General features: G+C 34.8%; 18 protein-coding genes. 17 read left to right on the top strand and 1 reads right to left on the bottom strand.

Going from position 1 to position 18231, the window contains the following annotated elements:
- The first annotated feature begins 71 nt into the window (after positions 1 to 71).
- From rpsO to recA, 5 genes are all read left to right on the top strand, one after another.
- Entirely contained in the window at positions 72 to 338 is a 267-nt protein-coding gene (rpsO, locus tag P6936_RS04835; RefSeq protein WP_004837347.1) for a 30S ribosomal protein S15, read from the top strand.
- Positions 339 to 396: 58 nt separating this feature from the next.
- Positions 397 to 2535: a polyribonucleotide nucleotidyltransferase gene (locus P6936_RS04830; RefSeq protein WP_276880989.1), complete on the top strand. Its 2139-nt coding sequence runs from the start codon at positions 397 to 399 to the stop codon at positions 2533 to 2535.
- 170 nt (positions 2536 to 2705) lie between these two features.
- The gene (locus P6936_RS04825; RefSeq protein ID WP_276880988.1) at positions 2706 to 5000 is read left to right on the top strand and encodes a DNA translocase FtsK; all 2295 of its coding nucleotides are present in this window, start codon (positions 2706 to 2708) and stop codon (positions 4998 to 5000) included.
- A complete protein-coding gene (pgsA, locus tag P6936_RS04820) occupies positions 4984 to 5514 on the top strand; it encodes a CDP-diacylglycerol--glycerol-3-phosphate 3-phosphatidyltransferase (protein WP_004837350.1) in 531 nt (176 codons plus the stop codon). Before P6936_RS04825 ends, pgsA begins: the two co-directional genes overlap by 17 nt.
- Positions 5515 to 5634: 120 nt before the next feature.
- Entirely contained in the window at positions 5635 to 6672 is a 1038-nt protein-coding gene (gene recA / locus P6936_RS04815; protein ID WP_004837351.1) for a recombinase RecA, read from the top strand.
- 58 nt (positions 6673 to 6730) lie between these two features.
- Here recA and P6936_RS04810 read toward each other — a convergent pair whose 3' ends face one another.
- Positions 6731 to 7765, bottom strand: a complete 1035-nt coding sequence (locus tag P6936_RS04810; protein WP_276864258.1) for a DNA polymerase IV — start codon at positions 7763 to 7765, stop codon at positions 6731 to 6733.
- 88 nt (positions 7766 to 7853) lie between these two features.
- Here P6936_RS04810 and P6936_RS04805 point away from each other — a divergent pair, with 88 nt between their 5' ends.
- The 12 genes from P6936_RS04805 to P6936_RS04750 all read left to right on the top strand — a co-directional run bounded on the left by P6936_RS04805 (position 7854) and on the right by P6936_RS04750 (position 18179).
- Positions 7854 to 8099, top strand: a complete 246-nt coding sequence (locus P6936_RS04805; RefSeq protein ID WP_060929891.1) for an RNA-binding S4 domain-containing protein — start codon at positions 7854 to 7856, stop codon at positions 8097 to 8099.
- On the top strand, positions 8092 to 8409 hold the full coding sequence (locus P6936_RS04800; RefSeq protein WP_004837354.1) for an FtsB family cell division protein: 318 nt from the start codon (positions 8092 to 8094) through the stop codon (positions 8407 to 8409). Before P6936_RS04805 ends, P6936_RS04800 begins: the two co-directional genes overlap by 8 nt.
- A complete protein-coding gene (tilS, locus tag P6936_RS04795) occupies positions 8393 to 9763 on the top strand; it encodes a tRNA lysidine(34) synthetase TilS (RefSeq protein ID WP_060929889.1) in 1371 nt (456 codons plus the stop codon). Before P6936_RS04800 ends, tilS begins: the two co-directional genes overlap by 17 nt.
- Positions 9753 to 10322: a hypoxanthine phosphoribosyltransferase gene (hpt, locus tag P6936_RS04790; RefSeq protein WP_004837356.1), complete on the top strand. Its 570-nt coding sequence runs from the start codon at positions 9753 to 9755 to the stop codon at positions 10320 to 10322. The genes tilS and hpt overlap by 11 nt, the downstream gene beginning before the upstream one ends.
- A 33-nt stretch (positions 10323 to 10355) precedes the next feature.
- Positions 10356 to 10850, top strand: coding sequence for a DUF5673 domain-containing protein (locus tag P6936_RS04785; protein WP_004837357.1), 495 nt, complete (start codon positions 10356 to 10358; stop codon positions 10848 to 10850).
- A gap of 64 nt (positions 10851 to 10914) precedes the next feature.
- The gene (locus P6936_RS04780; protein WP_276863034.1) at positions 10915 to 11706 is read left to right on the top strand and encodes a type III pantothenate kinase; all 792 of its coding nucleotides are present in this window, start codon (positions 10915 to 10917) and stop codon (positions 11704 to 11706) included.
- Complete coding sequence (gene dusB, locus P6936_RS04775) at positions 11684 to 12664, top strand: tRNA dihydrouridine synthase DusB (protein WP_276880987.1); 981 nt, start codon at positions 11684 to 11686, stop codon at positions 12662 to 12664. Before P6936_RS04780 ends, dusB begins: the two co-directional genes overlap by 23 nt.
- The gene (gene greA / locus P6936_RS04770; protein ID WP_004837360.1) at positions 12651 to 13124 is read left to right on the top strand and encodes a transcription elongation factor GreA; all 474 of its coding nucleotides are present in this window, start codon (positions 12651 to 12653) and stop codon (positions 13122 to 13124) included. Before dusB ends, greA begins: the two co-directional genes overlap by 14 nt.
- Positions 13125 to 13133: 9 nt before the next feature.
- A complete protein-coding gene (gene lysS, locus P6936_RS04765; protein ID WP_276880986.1) occupies positions 13134 to 15032 on the top strand; it encodes a lysine--tRNA ligase in 1899 nt (632 codons plus the stop codon).
- 284 nt (positions 15033 to 15316) lie between these two features.
- A complete protein-coding gene (locus P6936_RS04760; protein ID WP_276880985.1) occupies positions 15317 to 15559 on the top strand; it encodes a helix-turn-helix domain-containing protein in 243 nt (80 codons plus the stop codon).
- On the top strand, positions 15553 to 17178 hold the full coding sequence (locus tag P6936_RS04755) for an ABC transporter ATP-binding protein (protein WP_338079165.1): 1626 nt from the start codon (positions 15553 to 15555) through the stop codon (positions 17176 to 17178). Before P6936_RS04760 ends, P6936_RS04755 begins: the two co-directional genes overlap by 7 nt.
- 776 nt (positions 17179 to 17954) lie before the next feature.
- The gene (locus tag P6936_RS04750) at positions 17955 to 18179 is read left to right on the top strand and encodes a hypothetical protein (protein WP_276880984.1); all 225 of its coding nucleotides are present in this window, start codon (positions 17955 to 17957) and stop codon (positions 18177 to 18179) included.
- Positions 18180 to 18231: the final 52 nt, after the last annotated feature.

Here is an 18231-nt window from a genome sequence, read left to right as displayed (position 1 = left end):
TTACCTTTGCTAAGTGACTGAAACCTCGACTCTCACTTGGTAAATGGCAAATTAAATATACGGAGGAAATTATGTTAAAATCAGAAGAAAAACAAGCAATAATCAAAGAATACCAACTAGAAGAGAAAGATACAGGTTCTCCAGAAGTACAAATCGCAATCCTATCTAAGAGAATTGCAGATCTTACAGAACACTTAAAAGCAAACAAGAAAGACCACTCTTCAAGAAGAGGTCTTTACAAGATGATTAGACGTAGAAAAGGTATGTTAAATTACCTAAGAGACAATGATATTGATAGATATAGATCAATCGTTGAAAGATTAGGTTTAAGAGGTTAATTATTGGGCGGGGTTTTACCCGCCTTATTTTATATAAAAAAAGTAATTAGGAGTGAAGATGGTAAAAACTTACAAATACGAATCAAAATTAGGAAAAGATTTTGAGATAACCATAGGCAAGTTCGCCGAACAAACCAATGGTGAATGCTACATAAGATGTGGCGATACATCATTACTTGTAACAGCGGTTGCAAGTGAAAAACCAAGAGAAGGAATAGACTTTTTTCCATTAATTTGTGACTTCCAAGAGAAATTATATGCAGTAGGAAAAATACCTGGAGGATTTCTAAAAAGAGAAGGCAAGGCAAGTGATGAAGCAACCCTAATCTCTCGTCAAATGGATAGGCCTCTTAGACCACTTTTCCCAGAAAATTATTACAATGATGTTCAAATTATAGCTACAGTTTTGTCTATGGATGAAGATAATCTTCCTGATCCTCTTACAACAATCGGTGCATCAATTGCCCTAGGCATATCCGATATACCTTTTTATGGCCCAGTTGGAGCTTGTATGGTAGGTAAGGTTGATGGAAAATTAATAATTAACCCTAACAAGGAAGAAAGAGAAAAATCCACCCTTGAGCTTACTGTTGCAGGTAAGAAGGGGGCGATAAACATGGTTGAAGCTGGAGCTTGTGAGCTTTCTGAGGAAGAAATGCTTGAAGCTATGCTTCTTGCCCTAGAAGAAATTGGCAATATTTCTGACTTTATCCAAACTATAATCGATGATATAGGTAAGGAAAAAATCGAAGTAGCTCAAATCGAAGAAACAGAGCTTGATAGAAAAATCTCAGAAGACTTTGAGGAAGATATTAAAAATTCAATTAGGACTACCGATAAGACAGAAAGAGAAGCTAATATCTTTAGGATAGAAGAAGAAGCTAAGGAAAAATACCTAGAAGCTTATCCTGAAAGTGAAGATGAAATTCACAGAAGAATAGATAATATCATGAAAAAGGAAGTTCGTCGTATGATTTCTATTGATAAGATTAGACCAGATGGTCGTGATCTTACAGAAATTAGACCACTTTCTGCTGAGGCTGGACTTCTTCCTAGAGTTCATGGATCTGGACTTTTCCAAAGAGGACAAACTCAAGTTCTCTCAGTAGTAACCCTAGGTTCTCCTGCTGATGTTCAAATAATTGACGGATTAAATAGGGAAGAAATCCAAAAAAGATATATCCACCAATACAATTTCCCACCATTCTGTGTTGGCGATATAAGACCTCTAAGAGGTCCAGGTCGTCGTGAAATTGGTCATGGACGTTTGGCAGAAAGAGCTCTTATTCCAGTTCTTCCTGACGAAAAAGACTTCCCTTACACTATAAGAGTTGTATCAGAAGTTTTATCATCAAATGGATCAAGCTCTCAAGCTTCAATCTGTGGTTCAACCCTTTCTCTTATGGATGCAGGAGTTCCAATAAGAAAACCTGTTGCAGGTATTGCTATGGGTCTTATCAAAGAAGATTCTTCTATCTCAATCCTAACAGATATCCAAGGTCTAGAAGACCACCTTGGTGATATGGACTTTAAGGTAGCTGGTACTCGTGATGGAATCACAGCCCTACAAATGGATATGAAAATAGACGGTATCACAAGAGAAGTCCTAGAAGAATCTCTTAACGATGCTCACAGTGCTAGGATGAGAATCTTAGATGTAATAGAGGCTGCCATAGATAAACCAAGAGATGACATCTCAGAGTATGCACCAAGACTTTTTACAATAGATATAGATCCAGAAAAGGTTCGTGATGTAATAGGTTCTGGTGGAAAGACCATCAACAAGATTATTGATGCTACTGGAGTTAAGATTGAAACAGAAGATGATGGACACATCACAGTTGCTTCAAATGATGGAGAAAGTGGCAAGAAAGCTATAGAGATGATCAAGGCTATAGTTACAGATCCAAAAGCTGGTGATGTCTATACAGGCAAGGTCGTAAGGATAATGAACTTCGGCGCCTTTGTAGAAATAGCTATTGGTAAGGAAGGCCTCCTTCATATTTCCCAAATCGACCATCATAGGGTAGAAAAAGTCGAAGACGAACTTAAAGTTGGAGATGAGGTTAAGGTAAAGGTTACTGAAATAGATAGACAAGGAAGAATCAATCTTTCAAGAAAGGCTCTTCTAGAAAAACCTGAAGCCTGGCCAGTAGATGAGTCACCATACAGGAAAGACGACAAAAAAGATAAGTAATTAACTTAGTGGAGCTGTTGTAATTAATAAGATTAAGAAATCATTATAGAATCAAGCGAATTGTCCCGAATGTAGTTTTGGTCAGTTTGCATGAGATATCATGGTTTGATTTTATTTTACACAGCTTCATTTTTTGTATATTTTATCATATAATAAAAGTAGAGGTGAAAATGACTAATAGAAATAATAATAGAATTAGAAAAAAATCAAATAAAAAATCACCCAACAGGTCAGTAGTTAGAAAGATTAGGGAAAATAAGTTTGATTTAGGCAAGTTTTCCATGCTAATGATGATTATCCAAGTTTTATTATTTGTCTTTATTTTATCATCAAATACAGGAATTTTGGGAGATGTTCTTTCAGACTTTTTTGCTAAAATTTTTGGGAAATTTTCCCTTGCCTTTCCAGTTATTGTCTTTATGACTTTTTTTGCCATTAGAAGGGGAAGTTATAGGAATAATCTTAGGAGATTTTTCCTCCTATACCTTATTTATCTAGTTACTCTTGCTATTTTTTCGAGAGCCTTTATTAGAAATGAATTAGCCTGGTCTATCCAATATTCTGCCAGTCAGAAGGCTTATGGAGGCGGGGCAGTAGGTGGAGCAGTTTGCTTTTTCCTAGTTGGCCTTATTGGAAACCTTGGCATGTATATAGTTTATGCTCTTTCTATCTTTGCCCTAATAATAGATTTAAGTCCCCTAAGCTATGGAGATTTCTTTGCTAAAGTTAAAGAAGTCTTTGGAGCTTTAGGAAGATATCTTAGAAATTTTTATAGGGATCTTATGGATAGCTTTGATAAGGATGAGAAAGAAGACTTACCTAGAAAAGAAACTAAAAGAAAAGAAGAGGACTTAGGAAAAATCGAAGAAAGAGCCACAGAAGCTAATAAAGAAAATCTGGTCGAAGAAAAAAGAAAGCCTGTCAAAAACTTTGACCTCGATAGTCTGGGGGATGCTTTGGTAAATAATTATAAGTCAAGACAAGTTAAGCTTAGTGACTTTAATGAAAACTTTAGGAGAGAATTTGGCGATTATAACTACCCATCCATAGATTTTTTGGAAGATAGGAATGAAGATGGGGGAGTAGATGATAAGGAGATAAGGCAAAGGGCCATAGCCATAGAGGAAACTTTGGATTCCTTTGGTATAGATGGCAAGGTTGTCCAAATTGATGTTGGCCCTACTGTAACCTGCTATGAGCTTAAACCTCAAAGGGGAGTTAAGGTTAGTAAGATAGTAAACTTATCTGATGACCTAGCACTTGCCCTTGCTACAAGCGGGATAAGGATTCTTGCACCAATTCCTGGCAAAAGTCATGTGGGTATAGAAGTGCCAAATGACAAAAAGGAAGTAGTCGGACTAAAGGAGATTTTCTCATCAGAAAAATTTGTCAAGTCCAAATACAAGATTCCCTTCGCCATGGGCAAGTCCATCTCAGGTGATGTGGTTGTATCTGCCATAGAGAAGATGCCTCACCTTTTGGTATCGGGGGCAACAGGATCTGGTAAATCAGTATGTATCAATACCATCATCATGTCCATCCTCTACAAACATTCGCCAAATGATGTAAAACTTCTCCTAGTTGACCCAAAGGTAGTAGAGCTTTCAATCTATAATGGAATCCCTCACCTAATCATGCCGGTTATAACAGATCCAAAGAAGGCTTCATCATCCCTCTTCTGGGCCATAAGTGAGATGGAGAAAAGATATAAACTCTTTGAAAAAAATCATGTCAGAGATATAGTTGGATATAAGAAAGCTCAAGAGTCTGATGATTCTATGGAAAATCTTCCATATATTGTAATAATCATTGACGAGCTTGCGGATTTGATGATGACAGTAGGAGCTGAGGTCGAAGATTATATAACAAGGCTTGCCCAAAAATCAAGGGCTTGTGGAATCCACTTGATAATCGCAACCCAAAGGCCAACCGTTGATGTCATAACTGGAACTATTAAGGCTAACATACCTTCAAGGATTTCCTTTGCAGTAACAAGTCAAATCGACTCTAGGACAATCTTGGATGCCCAAGGAGCAGAAAAACTTTTAGGTAAGGGGGATATGCTCTATGCTTCAAGTGATTCAATGAGACCTGTTAGAATCCAAGGAGCCTTCGTCTCAGATGATGAAGTAATAAGCGTAGTTAGGGCGATCAAAGAAGGAAATGACACCAACTACGATGAAGAAGCCATAGAAAAGGTCGAAGAAACGGCAGCTAATAATAGCGAAATGACTGAAGATGAAGATGAGCTAATCAACGAAGCTATCGAAGTAATAATAAATGAAAAGACTGCTTCAGTATCTATGCTTCAAAGAAAGTTAAAAATCGGCTATGCAAGGGCTGGAAGGCTAATTGATCAATTGGAGCAAAGGGGTGTAGTCGGTGGCTATGAAGGTTCTAAACCTAGGAAGGTCCTCGTTGATAGGTCGTATTTAGAAGGAGAAAAAAATGAATTTAGCAAATAAAATAACCCTAATGAGACTCTTTTTGATACCAGTCTTTGTTATAATATTTATGATTTCTGGAAGAGATATGAACTTGGCAGCTATAGTTTTTGTTATAGCAAGTCTTACAGATGCACTTGATGGTCATATAGCTAGAAGTAGAAATATGATTACGAATTTTGGTAAGTTTACTGATCCCTTGGTAGATAAGGTCCTAACCATGGCAGCCTTTTTGGTCTTGGTAGAAGATAATACAATCCCTGCTTGGCCAGTAATAATAATTATATCAAGAGAGCTAATCATAACAGGCTTTAGGACTCTAGCAGCTGATTCTGGAATTACAATTGCTGCAAGCATGTGGGGCAAGGCAAAGACTACTAGCCAAATGATAGCCCTAGTTATGCTTTTGCTAAATGTGGAAGTTATTAATAAGCTAGGCATCTATGTCTTCTACCTAGCCCTTATATTAACAGTTATATCAGGTCTAGACTATCTTGTAAAAAACAAAAAAGTTTTGGACTTAGAAAATATTTAAAGGTCAACTCTACACTAGCTTGTAGAGTTTTCTTATGCCCTTTTCTTTAAGAAAAGTAAAAAAATGATATAATAAGATTAATAGGTAATTATAGTTTATAGAAAAAATAGAGGAGAGTTTATGGATAAAGAGAAACAAAAGGCCCTAGACCAGGCTTTTAAGAATATAGAAAAGAAATATGGTAAGGGTGCTATTATGAAGATGGGTGATGCTCCAAGAGTTTCGGTATCTGCTATACCAACTGGGGCTGTCAACCTTGATATAGCCCTCGGTATCGGTGGAATCCCAAGAGGAAGGGTCATAGAAATTTTTGGTCCAGAATCTTCTGGTAAGACAACCCTCGCCCTCCACATAGTAGCCGAAGACCAAAAGCAAGACCAAACCTGTGCCTTCATAGATGCAGAGCATGCCCTAGATGCAGAATATGCAGAAAACTTGGGTGTTGATATAGATAATCTTATCTTATCCCAACCAGATACAGGTGAGCAGGGTCTTGATATAGCAGAAAGTCTAGTAAGAAGTGGAGCGGTTGATTTAATTGTAATCGACTCAGTTGCAGCCCTAGTGCCAAGAGCTGAAATCGAAGGAGAAATGGGAGATAGCCATGTTGGTCTCCAAGCAAGACTTATGAGTCAGGCCCTAAGAAGACTTACTGGTGTTATAGCAAAGTCAAATACAACAGTAATCTTTATCAATCAGTTAAGAGAAAAAGTAGGAGTAATGTTTGGATCTCCTGAAACCACACCAGGTGGTCGTGCCCTAAAGTTCTATTCATCAGTTAGACTTGATATAAGAAGAATTAAGACAATTACCCAAGGAGATGATTCAATAGGATCTAGAACTAGGGTTAAGGTAGTAAAAAACAAGGTAGCTCCACCATTTAAGGTAGTCGAATTTGATATCATGTATGGTAAGGGAATATCAAAATCTGGAGTTCTCCTAGATACAGCAGTTGACCTTAACATAGTTGATAAGGCGGGCTCTTGGTTTTCTTATAAGGACGAAAAACTCGGCCAAGGTAGGGAGAATGTAAAAGATTATCTTGAAGCAAATCCAGAAATTATGGCTCAAATTGATAGTGATGTTCGTAATACTATACAAGTAGCTGATGATGGAGAAAAAACAGAAGAAGTTGAAAATATAGAAAATGAAGATTAAAAATAAGCTCTTGCAAGGATAAAAATGCTTGCAGGAGCTTTCTTTTTAGATATAAGTCTTAGAGGAAACTTAGTTGATTTAGGTCTCTTTTTGAAAGTTTTGATAGGGAAATACCAATCAGTCTTAAACTTTCACCCTCATATAGGTCGGCTAAGAGCTTTTTAGCTTCCTTGTAAATGTCTTTAGCCTTATAGATGGGTTCTTGGAGGGTGATGGCCTTACTACGAGTGTGGAAATTTTCATCCTTTATTTTGAGATTGACAGTTTTCGCCTGGATATCCTTTATTTGCATCTCATCTTCTATCAGTTCGGACAGATTTCTAAGATAAGAGTCGAGAATCTTTGGCTCTTTCGTGTTTTGGGTGAAAGTTCTTTCCTTGCCTATCGATTTTCTAAGTCTATTGGGATTGACAGCTCTCTTGTCGACACCCCTTATAACTTGATAGATATAGGCCCCTTGCTTGCCAAAATTATCAAGCAAATACTCCCTATCTAATTTCAATAAATCTTTCACCTTATATATGCCAATCTTATTTAGCCTTTCACTTGTCTTTTTGCCGATACCATGAACCTTATTTATAGAAATTTCTGGCAAAAACTTATCTAGGTCATCTTCCCCTATCATGGTTATACCATGGGGTTTTTTCCAGTCGCTAGCAAGTTTTGCGAGAAACTTATTGTAGGAGATACCGACTGAAATACTTATACCAGTATCTTTAAAAACCTTATTTTGGAGAATTTGTGCTCGAATTAGGGGATTTTTGCTTTCAACTACTATGTAGGCCTCATCAATTGAAACTTGCTCCATTAGCCTTGTAAATGACTTAATGATAGAGAATACTTCCTTAGATTTTTCCCTATAATATTTGTGGTCAACTGGCAAAAGAATTAGGTCTGGGCAAAGTTGTTTGGCCATAAATACTGGCATAGCTGAGTGAAGGCCATACTTTCTTGCCTGGTAGTTGGCAGTAGTAAGGATTGACTTATTGGAAAGCCCTCCCACAGCCAGGGGAAGATTTTTTAATTTTGGATTTCTTAACTCTTCGCAAGATGCATAGAAGGCATCGCAATCTAGGTGGAAAATGTACTTCATATAGCCATTATACTGCTTATAAAAAAATTAAGCTTCCTATAGCCTAGAAAGCTTTGCCTAAAAAGCTTATATAAAGTATCATATACTTATGAGAATAGATAAATTTTTGAAAAATGCAAGAATCATTAAAAGAAGGCAAGTTGCTAAAGAGGCTTGCGAAAATGGAAGAGTAAGTATTAATGAAAAGCTTGCTAAGCCAGGCAGCCTAGTTGAAGAAGGGGACCTTGTAGAAGTGGTTTTTGGTAAATCAAAGCTCAAATTTAGGGTGACTTCTTTGATAGATGGGGCAAAAAAGAACAATGCTATAAGCATGTATGAGGTGATTGATGACTAAGAAGAATTCATATTTTAAAAAACGCAGGAAGAAAAACCAGAAATTTTTAATCACTATTGTATCAATTATGGTTTTGGCGGCAGGCTCTTTTAACTTATATAACAGGGCCTTAGATAGGGAATTTGCCAAAGTTAATAAGGATATAAAATCCCTAACAAAGAAAAAAGAAGAACTTCAAATATCCATTAATGGCCTTAAAGAAGATTATGAAAATAGAAACACTGACGAATTTAAGGAAAAAATCGCTAGAGATAGGCTAGATATGGTCAAAAAATCTGAAGTGGTTTACCAAGATGACAATAATAAATAAGCTAAGAGAATGCATTATAGAAAATAAGCTTATAGATGAAGGCGACCATATAATAATAGGTGCTAGTGGGGGACCAGATAGTCAGTTTTTGATTTATGGGCTAAAGGATTTGATGAAAGAGATGAATTTCACCATTACCCTTGCTCATCTTAACCACCTACATAGGAAGGAAGCTATTTTAGATGAACAATTGGTAGAGGCTACTGCCAAAAAACTTGGCCTTGCCTTTAAGAAGAAGGCTTGTAGTATGGATTCCTATGCCAAACAAGAGGGTCTTTCTAGTGAGGATGCTGGAAGAAGACTTCGATATGAGTTTTTTAGACAGCTAAAGGGAGATAATCCCAAGGCAAAAATTGCCGTAGCCCACAATTTAGACGATCAAGCAGAAACCGTTCTCATGAGAATAATAAGGGGAACGGGTATTGAGGGACTAAGGGCTATGGATTACAAAAATGATGACATAATTAGGCCAATCCTTGATATAAGAAAATCTGAGATTCTAGCTTACCTCAATGAAAATAACATTGCCTATGCCATAGACAAGACAAATCTCGAAACTGATTATACTAGAAATAAAATAAGGCTTGAGCTTATTCCAAGTATTGAGAAAATCAACCCGAATTTTAAAAGTAGCCTCGTGAATTTATCAAAGCTCTCTAGGCAAGAGATTGAGATAAGCGAGGCTTATCTAGCAAATATTTATGAAGAATGTCTAAGTCTTAGACAAAAAGATGCTATTAGCTTTAAGAAAGATAAGTTCGAAGCACTAAGTAGGGCTTTAAGGGCAAGAATCATCAGATATGCTATTTTTGATTTAAAGAAAAAAATCAGGGATATATCCAAGGAAAATATAGACTCATTTTTGGCACTTACATCCTTGGCTAATGGCAAAGCTATTATTAAGGATGATTTAGTTTTCTATAAGTCTTATAATTTCTATAGGCTAAGTATAAATGAGGGAAAAAATCTAATGCCAAGCGATGAGGCCTACCTAGATATAGGAGAAAGCCTATCTTTTGGAGCTAAGATTATTAGCCTAAGTGAAGTTACAAATTATGATAAAAAATCCTCCCGCAATATCGAATATTTTGATAGGGATAAGTTGACTTTTCCCTTGAAAATAAGATATAGGAAGGCTGGCGATAGATTCAAACCACTTGGCATGGACCATAATAAAAAACTCAAGGACTTTTTTATTGACTTAAAGGTTGATAAGTTCAAGAGGGATAAAATTCCCCTAATTTTATCAGAAAATGATATAATATGGGTGACATCTTTTAGGAGTTCGGAGGATTATAAGATTGATCCTTCTACAAAAAATATAGTAAAGATTGAGGTAAAGGATGATAACTGATTACAGCGATATAATTGAGAGAGTTTTGATTGATGAAGATAGCTTGCACAAGAAGATAAAACAATTGGCACAGACTATCAATACTTATTATGCTGATAAGGGAACTCTAATACTTGTGGGAATCCTCAAGGGATCAGTGATGTTTATGTCAGAGCTAGCTAAGGAGCTAAAGGTAGATCTTATGATGGACTTTATGATTGTTTCATCATATGCTGAGAATACTTATTCTAGTGGCAATGTCAAAATTTTAAAAGACCTTGATATAGATATCAAGGATAAGGAAGTGCTAATTGTCGAAGATATAATCGACACTGGCTACACCTTAAAAAAGACTAAGGAAAATTTAATTAATAGGCAAGCAAAGGATGTAAAAATCGTAACCTTGCTCGATAAACCTGAAAGAAGAGAAGTAGAAATCAAGTCAGACTGGTCAGGCTTTAAGATTCCTAACGAGTTTGTAGTTGGCTTTGGTCTAGACTACAATCAGATGTATAGGAACCTACCATACATAGGTGTAGTAAAAAGATCAGTTTATGAAAATATAGAAGATGCTAAATAGGTCTTATGGCCTATTTTGTTTTGAGGAGGAAAAATGGGAAAGAGTTTAGATTCAATGATAGTAATTTTGTATGGGGCAATAGTTGTATTTTTCTTATATAGGATATACAAATTACTGGGATACAGAAAGAGCCTTAGTGGAGAGATTAAAAGCTTTGATAGACCATCATCAAGTTTTGAGATAATTTTATTTTCAGTCCTAATTATTACCGGTGCTGTAAACTTATATGCAGGTTTCCAACAAGGAAATAACAAAAATATGTTAACCTCAGTAATTATGATAATTCTTGCTTTTGTATTTATGATATCAACAAAGGCTAAGTTAATGATAGGAGAGAATGCTATTATAGCAAATTCAAATCTAAGAAGCTACAAAGAGATTAGAAAATGGGGCTTTGATACCAAAAATTCTGAATTAATTCTCCTTGTTAAAGACCAAAAAGGAGAGCTTAGGGAAACCACCAAGGTCAAGAAAGAAGATATTGAAGAAATAAATAGCTTAATTAGAAGATATAAGTTAGGCAAGTAAGCTTGAAATTTCGTCCGATAACCGTATCATATAAGAGTTAATTTGAATGTAATTTGGAGAATTTATGTTATTAGTAATTGATATTGGAAATACGAATACGGTTATTGGTGTTTATGAAAATGAAGAATTAAAATCTAGATTTAGAGTGGCGACTGATTTAAAAAAAACTAGTGATGAATTGGTAGCTACTTTATTTAATATGTTGGCAATTAAGCAAATTGCAGTAGAAAACATCGAGGATACTATAATGAGCTGCGTTGTGCCAGATGTTATGTATAACTGGCAATCAGCTAATAGGAAGCTTTTTGATAGGGAAGCTATTGTAGTAGATTCAGATACTCCTACTTTTTTGACTATTGATTATGAAAACCCAAGAGAAGTTGGAGCAGACAGGATTGTCGATGCTGTAGCCGCCTACAGTAAGTATGGTGGGCCTGCCATAGTTGTCGATATGGGTACTGCCATAACCTTTGATGTTGTTACAGAGGATAAGAGATACTTGGGTGGATCTATCGCGCCTGGTATAAGAATTGCCCAAGATGGGCTTTTTGGTGCCACTGCAAAACTTCCAAAAATTGAACTAATGGTTCCTACTAGTGCCATAGGTAAGAATACATCAGAAGCTATCAACGCTGGTATAGTTTATGGTTATATAGGCATGATTGACAGCCTAATAGAAATTCTAGAAAGAGAAATGAAAGAAAAATATGGAATTGACGAGAGCGATATTACCGTTGTTGCAACAGGAGGCTTCTCAGAGCTAATTTCTCAATCTAGTAAATTTATAGAAATTATTGAGCCAGACTTGATGCTTGAAGGACTTAGAATTATTTATGAGAGAAATAAAAATCTCTAATTCTCTGATTCTTGCACCTATGGCTGGAGTAACTGATTCAGCCTTTAGGCAAATTTGCGAAGAAAATGGCTGTGATAAGACCTTTACAGAGATGGTTTCAGTAAATGCCCTTGATTTTGATAATAGGGCAACAGAAGAGATTATGTATAGGTCTAAAGCTGAAAAAAATGTCAACATTCAAATATTTGGCAAAGACACCGATATTATAGAAAGGGTAGTAAAGGAAAAGATTAATCCCATAGAAGAGTTCAAAGAGATAAGCTTTAATATGGGATGTCCTGCACCTAAAATATTTAAAAATGGTCAGGGTTCAGCCCTTATGGTCGACCTAAAGAAAGTCTATGCTATTGGCAAATGCCTAGTTGATTCGACAGATAAAATTGTCAATGTAAAGTTTAGACTAGGTATAGATGATTCTTCAAAAAACTATATAGAAGTCGCAAAGGCCCTAGAAGATGCCGGAGTCGACTATGTGATTCTTCATGCCAGAACCAGAAACCAACAATATTCAGGAAAGGCTGATTGGACTGCTATAAGGAAGTTAAAAGATTCCCTTGGGATTCCAGTAATAGCCAATGGTGATTGTTTTAGCGTAGAAGATTATAAAAATATCCTAGAAGTAACAGGAGCTGATGGAGTTATGCTTGCAAGAGGAGTTATGGGCAATCCCTTCCTCTTTAGGCAAATCAAGGATTATATCCAGGGAAAAGAAATTACAAGGATAGGCTTTGATGATATATTAAAGACTATCAAAAGACAATACAAACTTTCCCTCGCCTACAAGGATGAAAAACTTGTGATAAATCAAATGAGAAAACATGTCGGCTGGTATATCAAAGGCCTTCCATCCGCTGCGACTTACAGGGCTAGGGTAAACAAATTAAAAACTACAAGAGAAATTTTTGACCTGTTAGAAGAATATAGAAAAAATTTAGAGGATAATTATGACAGAAAATAAAGAAGTAATATTAAGCAAAGAGTATTTAGAAAAGTTAGAAGACGAATTAGAATATCTAAAAACTAAAAAGCGTCCTGAAATTGCAGAAAAGATAAAAATAGCAAGAAGCTTTGGCGACCTTTCAGAAAATGCAGACTATGATGAAGCAAAAAATGAGCAAGGTGAAATAGAATCAAGAATTGCCAAGGTAGAAGATATGATTAGAAATGCCAAGACTATCGAGGTTAAGGAAAACTCTGATGAAGTTGGTGTTGGTAATACTGTAACTGTTTATGACGAGGAATTTGACGAAGAGTTCGACTACAAGATAGTAGGAACTGCAGAATCAAACCCCCTAGAAGGATTTATTTCTAACGAATCTCCAGTAGGGGCTGCCCTTATAGGCAAAAAAGTGAATGAAAGAGTCGAAGTAAGTACACCTAATGGAAAGATGTACTTTGTAATTAAAAATATTAAGTAAGGAGAGAACATGGCTGATAACAAAGATTTAAATGAGATGCTACAGATTAAAAGGGAGAAGTTGGAAGAGCTAAAGGCTCAAGGACTTGATCCTCACAAGGTTGTAAATTTTAAGGGAAGAATACCATCAAAAAATATCAAGGATGACTTTGAAGCTTTTGACGGAAAAAATGTTAGAATTGCCGGAAGAATTATGGCCAAACGTGGACATGGTAACATGAGCTTTATGGATATCCAAGATGAGTCAGGCCAAATTCAAATTGTTAACCGCAAAAATGTTATCGGCGATTTATTCTCACAAGTTAAAAAATACGATATTGGAGATATAGTAGGAATAGATGGAAAGGTATTTAAGACCAACCAAGGAGAAATCTCTATTGAAACTGAAACTCCACTACTAATGACCAAATCCCTACAAATGCTTCCAGAAAAATGGCATGGTCTAAAAGACCAAGACCTAAGATATAGACAAAGATACTTAGACCTAATAGTAAATCCAGAAGTAAAGGATGTTTTTGTACAAAGAAGTTTAATAATATCAGAAATCAGAAGATTTCTTGATGGCAAGGGCTTCTTGGAAGTAGAAACACCAATCCTAAACACCATAGCTGGAGGAGCCACTGCAAGACCTTTCATCACCCACCACAACAGCCTAGATATAGGTATGTATCTAAGAATTGCATCAGAGCTTTACCTAAAAAGATTAATAGTAGGTGGTTTCGATAAGGTATATGAAATAGGTAGGATGTTTAGAAATGAAGGAATGGATGCAACTCACAATCCTGAATTTACAACTATGGAACTATACCAAGCCTATGCTGACTTCGAAGATATGATGGAAATAACAGAAACAATGGTTGAAGCAGTTGCCCAAAAAGTAAAGGGCAAGACCCTAGTAGAACTTGATGGAAATGAAATTGAACTAAAGGCTCCATGGAAGAGAATATCAATGATTGAAGCCGTAAAAGAATATTCTGGAGTTGACTTTAACGAAATTACAGACTATGAAGCAGCAGTTGAAATAGCTAAGGAAAAGAATGTAGAAGTTAAGGGAAGTAGGGGAGAAATCATCGCAGAATTCTTCGATGAATTTGTAGAAGATAAGCTCATCCAACCAACCTTCATTATTGACTACCCTGTAGAAATATCTCCACTAGCTAAAAGAAAGAACGATGATTCAAGCCTAACTTACAGGTTTGAAGCCTTCATCAATGGATCAGAAATTGCCAACGCCTTCTCAGAACTAAATGACGCCCTTGATCAAAAACAAAGATTCCTTGACCAAGTAGCCAAGAGAGAAGCTGGAGATGACGAAGCTCAAATGATGGACTACGACTTTGTAAATGCCCTAGAAATAGGAATGCCTCCAACTGGTGGTCTCGGTATAGGAATTGATAGATTAATCATGATTCTAACTGGTCAACACTCAATTAGAGACGTCTTGCTTTTCCCAACAATGAAGCCAATAGGCAAGGAAAAAGCTGAAGCTGATAAGCAAATAGCTAAGGATATAAGTTCTAAGGAAATAAAAATCGACCTATCAAAAGTTAAGGTTGAACCACTATTTGAAGATATGGTAGACTTTGAAACATTCTCAAAATCTGACTTTAGGGTTGTCAAAGTTAAAGCTTGCGAAGAAGTTCCAAAATCTAAAAAACTTTTGAAATTTACATTAGATGATGGATCTGGAAAAGAAAGAACAATTTTATCAGGTATCAAAGAATACTATGACGCAGAAAGCCTAGTAGGAAAAACCCTACTTGCTATTTGTAACCTTCCTCCTCGTAAGATGATGGGAATCGAATCAGAAGGTATGATTATATCTGCAATCTGCGAGTACGATGGAGAAGAAAAACTTAACTTAATAATGCTTGATGGAAATATTCCAGCAGGATCAAAATTATATTAAAGAACACGCTAATTATAAAACTGGGGTTTGTTACGAATCCCAGTTTAATTTTTATAATTGGAGTAATAGAATTATTAAGCTATACAATAAAATCAATTTAAAGAAAAATAAATATTAGATAATCTCAGACGATAGAAATTATAAACTCTATCGTCTTTTTTTACTCAAAATAAGGACGGAATAACACAAAAAATTCTCTAAAACGCCTAATCAATGTAAGATAGAATGAAATCAATATTTATGCTATAATTAAATAAATCTAATACAGGAAAAATATGGATATTATGGCACTTAACTATAAAGCATTATGGATACAGTTAGCAAAAAAAGAATTAAAGAAAACAGATGTAATAGCTATGGCAGGACTTACTACAAATGTTATGGAGCAAATGGGCAAGGATAAACCAATTACATTTAAGAATTTAGAAAGAATATGTAAGGCTCTATCTTGCACTCCTAATGATATTATTAGTTTTGAAGATTATTTAAAAAATGAAGGGGTAATAGAGGTAGGAAGTTCATGTTAGATAAGTATAAAAAATTAATGTCCTATATAGGGCCTTTTAAGAAAACCAGATTATTTATTTTATTTATATGTTCGCTCGATATTTTATTAGCTTCCCTAACACCTTTTTTGATAGGAGAATTGATAAACATTATAAATAACGGAGAAGCGGTAGCTTTGATTATAAAGCAAGGCCTAATTACAATTCTTGTCGCTCTATTTTCTGGCATTTTAAATACATATCAAAATTATAAATGGCATTTATTTTCTGTTGAATACCTAAATTACTTCAGGACTCTTTTATTAAAAGCGGGACTTAACAAAGATACTAGCTTTTACAAAAATAAGAATGAAGACTACGCCACAAGAATCCTTCAAGATTCTCTGAATATTGCTGAGGATATAAGTATCGGACTTCCTATGCTTATATTAAATGTTCTAAGATTAGCTATTGTAATATTTTTTATGGTCAGGATGAATGCAAAGCTTAGTCTAATTCCTCTGACTGTGATTCCTATATACATTGTAGTATTTCATTTTATAAACAAGGACATTAGGGAAAGGTCAAAAGAAGAAAGGGAGGGATATTCCCTTATATCAAAAACTGTAAATGAATACTTATCTGGCATATTCGAGATTAAAATAAACAATAAGGAAGAGTTTTTTCTTGATAAATTTAAAAGCAAGATAAAGGAATATACCAATATTTTGAAGAGGATGAGGCTGTTGAGAGCTATATCCTATGGATTTTCTACAATTATCACAGGAGCCTTGCCAGTAATTACCTTAGTAGTGGGCGGAATAATGGTATATAAAGGTAATCTTGAGATAGGATTTTTATTTTCTTTTTATGCCTATCTTGACTTTTTATACGAGCCTATGAACAACCTAATCGACTGGTACACAAATATCAATGTGAGCCTAGGAATGGCAGATAGGATTCTTGACTTCTTAGATTATGAAATAAGAAGCGAAGAAGGAATTAAAGTAAACTCTATAGAAAAAATACAAGTAAAAGACCTAGATTTTTCCTATGGTGACAAAGAAGTCTTTAAAAATATCTCTTTTGACTTAAACAGGGGTGACATACTTGCTATTGTTGGGGAAAGTGGTTCAGGAAAATCAACCCTAGCTAATCTCTTGCTAAAAAATATAGCTTTTAAAGCGGGCAATATTTTTATAAATGGAATAGACTTACACGACATAGATAAAAAATCTTATTATAATAATTTATCTCTTATAAGCCAGAATGTTTTCATTTTCACTGATACACTCAAGGACAATATTTCCTATGGGGGAAGGCTAGATAAAAAATCTCATATTTTTAAAGAAGCAAGACTCGAAAAATTAATAAATTCTCGAAAATCACTAGAAACATTTATATCTAGTGACGAATTGTCGGGAGGAGAAAAGCAAAGACTTGCTATAGCTAGGGTTCTTTATAAAAATTCTGACCTTATAGTTTTGGATGAGTTTACAGCTGCCCTAGACCAAGAAAATGAAAAAGAGATTGTGGACACATTCATGAATATGAATAATAAAGATAAGATATATATAATAATAAGCCACAGAAAATATCCTCTAAGCATGGCTAATAAGATTTTGGACCTAAATGATGGGAGTTTTAAAAAGCTCATCTAAGTTTAGCTTAATATATATCAGATTGTAGAAAAAGTAGATGAAAACACAAATTCATCTACTTTTTTCTATGCAATAAATGCTTAAATCAAGATATTAATTATAGGATGGGAAGAGGATATATTCATCGCATTTTTTTATTGCTGTGGATTTTTTTTATCATCTTCAGATAGTTTCCTATCGTGGAAAAGTGGGAATAAAAGGACCTATTCCAAGATTTATTACATACGGGAATAGAAACAAAAATACAACATCATACAGACATAAAGAAAATTGTTCTTTGAAAATTTTATGATCTGTCTATAGGATATGTATCTATGGGGAAGTAGGTGATGAATAATATAATGAGTATGCCAAGTAGAACAAGACGTTACTTAAAAATGGGGGCAGGAACTATGACAGTGTTAAACAACGAAAATAAAAAATAATTTTGCAATCTATACTTGCAAATATATTTCGATTGAGTTATATTTTGAATAAGATTAGAGGAGATTATAATTTGAGAAATAGAATTAGAGAAGTTAGAAAAATGAAAAATATTACACAAGCAAAACTTGTGGAAAATATAAGCCTTAAAAGACAATATATTAGTTTAATTGAATTATAAGAGGAAACACTATCATTTAAATTAGCTAATGAAATAGCAAATGAATTAGGTGTTTGTATGTATAAGATATTTGATTTAGATGCTACTGGCAAATATAGGTGTCCATCTTGTAAGCGATTATAGGTAATCTATTAGTTGAAATAGTGATCAGAGTTTATAAGGAGGTGTATATATGAATAAAATATTAGGAATATTATTTTTACTTGCTACTGTCTTGATTGGGATGGTAAATAGTGAGAAGATTAAGTTAGATAACATCTGGGTTATTTTGATATTTATTGTACAAATTACAAGTTGGATTGGATATATTAATTTATTAGATATGGAAAAACGCTATAAATTATGGTTGAGTGTTTTATCTATATGCGCTATTTTTATTATAGGTTTTTTTATATGATAATTTATCATAACAAGTGCAACACAAAATAAACTCATAGCTAATCAGCTGT

The organism is Anaerococcus tetradius, assembly GCF_947087635.1.
In the GTDB taxonomy this organism is placed as follows: domain Bacteria; phylum Bacillota; class Clostridia; order Tissierellales; family Peptoniphilaceae; genus Anaerococcus; species Anaerococcus tetradius.
Note: the sequence above shows the minus strand (reverse complement) of the source record. Positions and strands in the feature narration are given on the sequence as shown.

Excerpts from the sequence above, each read along its gene's own strand:
- rpsO (WP_004837347.1), top strand. The coding sequence starts at position 72 with ATGTTAAAATCAGAAGAAAAACAAGCAATAATCAAAGAATACCAACTA.
- P6936_RS04830 (WP_276880989.1), top strand. The coding sequence starts at position 397 with ATGGTAAAAACTTACAAATACGAATCAAAATTAGGAAAAGATTTTGAG.
- P6936_RS04825 (WP_276880988.1), top strand. The coding sequence starts at position 2,706 with ATGACTAATAGAAATAATAATAGAATTAGAAAAAAATCAAATAAAAAA.
- pgsA (WP_004837350.1), top strand. The coding sequence starts at position 4,984 with ATGAATTTAGCAAATAAAATAACCCTAATGAGACTCTTTTTGATACCA.
- recA (WP_004837351.1), top strand. The coding sequence starts at position 5,635 with ATGGATAAAGAGAAACAAAAGGCCCTAGACCAGGCTTTTAAGAATATA.
- P6936_RS04810 (WP_276864258.1), bottom strand. The coding sequence starts at position 7,765 with ATGAAGTACATTTTCCACCTAGATTGCGATGCCTTCTATGCATCTTGC.
- P6936_RS04805 (WP_060929891.1), top strand. The coding sequence starts at position 7,854 with ATGAGAATAGATAAATTTTTGAAAAATGCAAGAATCATTAAAAGAAGG.
- P6936_RS04800 (WP_004837354.1), top strand. The coding sequence starts at position 8,092 with ATGACTAAGAAGAATTCATATTTTAAAAAACGCAGGAAGAAAAACCAG.
- tilS (WP_060929889.1), top strand. The coding sequence starts at position 8,393 with ATGACAATAATAAATAAGCTAAGAGAATGCATTATAGAAAATAAGCTT.
- hpt (WP_004837356.1), top strand. The coding sequence starts at position 9,753 with ATGATAACTGATTACAGCGATATAATTGAGAGAGTTTTGATTGATGAA.
- P6936_RS04785 (WP_004837357.1), top strand. The coding sequence starts at position 10,356 with ATGGGAAAGAGTTTAGATTCAATGATAGTAATTTTGTATGGGGCAATA.
- P6936_RS04780 (WP_276863034.1), top strand. The coding sequence starts at position 10,915 with ATGTTATTAGTAATTGATATTGGAAATACGAATACGGTTATTGGTGTT.
- dusB (WP_276880987.1), top strand. The coding sequence starts at position 11,684 with ATGAGAGAAATAAAAATCTCTAATTCTCTGATTCTTGCACCTATGGCT.
- greA (WP_004837360.1), top strand. The coding sequence starts at position 12,651 with ATGACAGAAAATAAAGAAGTAATATTAAGCAAAGAGTATTTAGAAAAG.
- lysS (WP_276880986.1), top strand. The coding sequence starts at position 13,134 with ATGGCTGATAACAAAGATTTAAATGAGATGCTACAGATTAAAAGGGAG.
- P6936_RS04760 (WP_276880985.1), top strand. The coding sequence starts at position 15,317 with ATGGCACTTAACTATAAAGCATTATGGATACAGTTAGCAAAAAAAGAA.
- P6936_RS04755 (WP_338079165.1), top strand. The coding sequence starts at position 15,553 with ATGTTAGATAAGTATAAAAAATTAATGTCCTATATAGGGCCTTTTAAG.
- P6936_RS04750 (WP_276880984.1), top strand. The coding sequence starts at position 17,955 with ATGAATAAAATATTAGGAATATTATTTTTACTTGCTACTGTCTTGATT.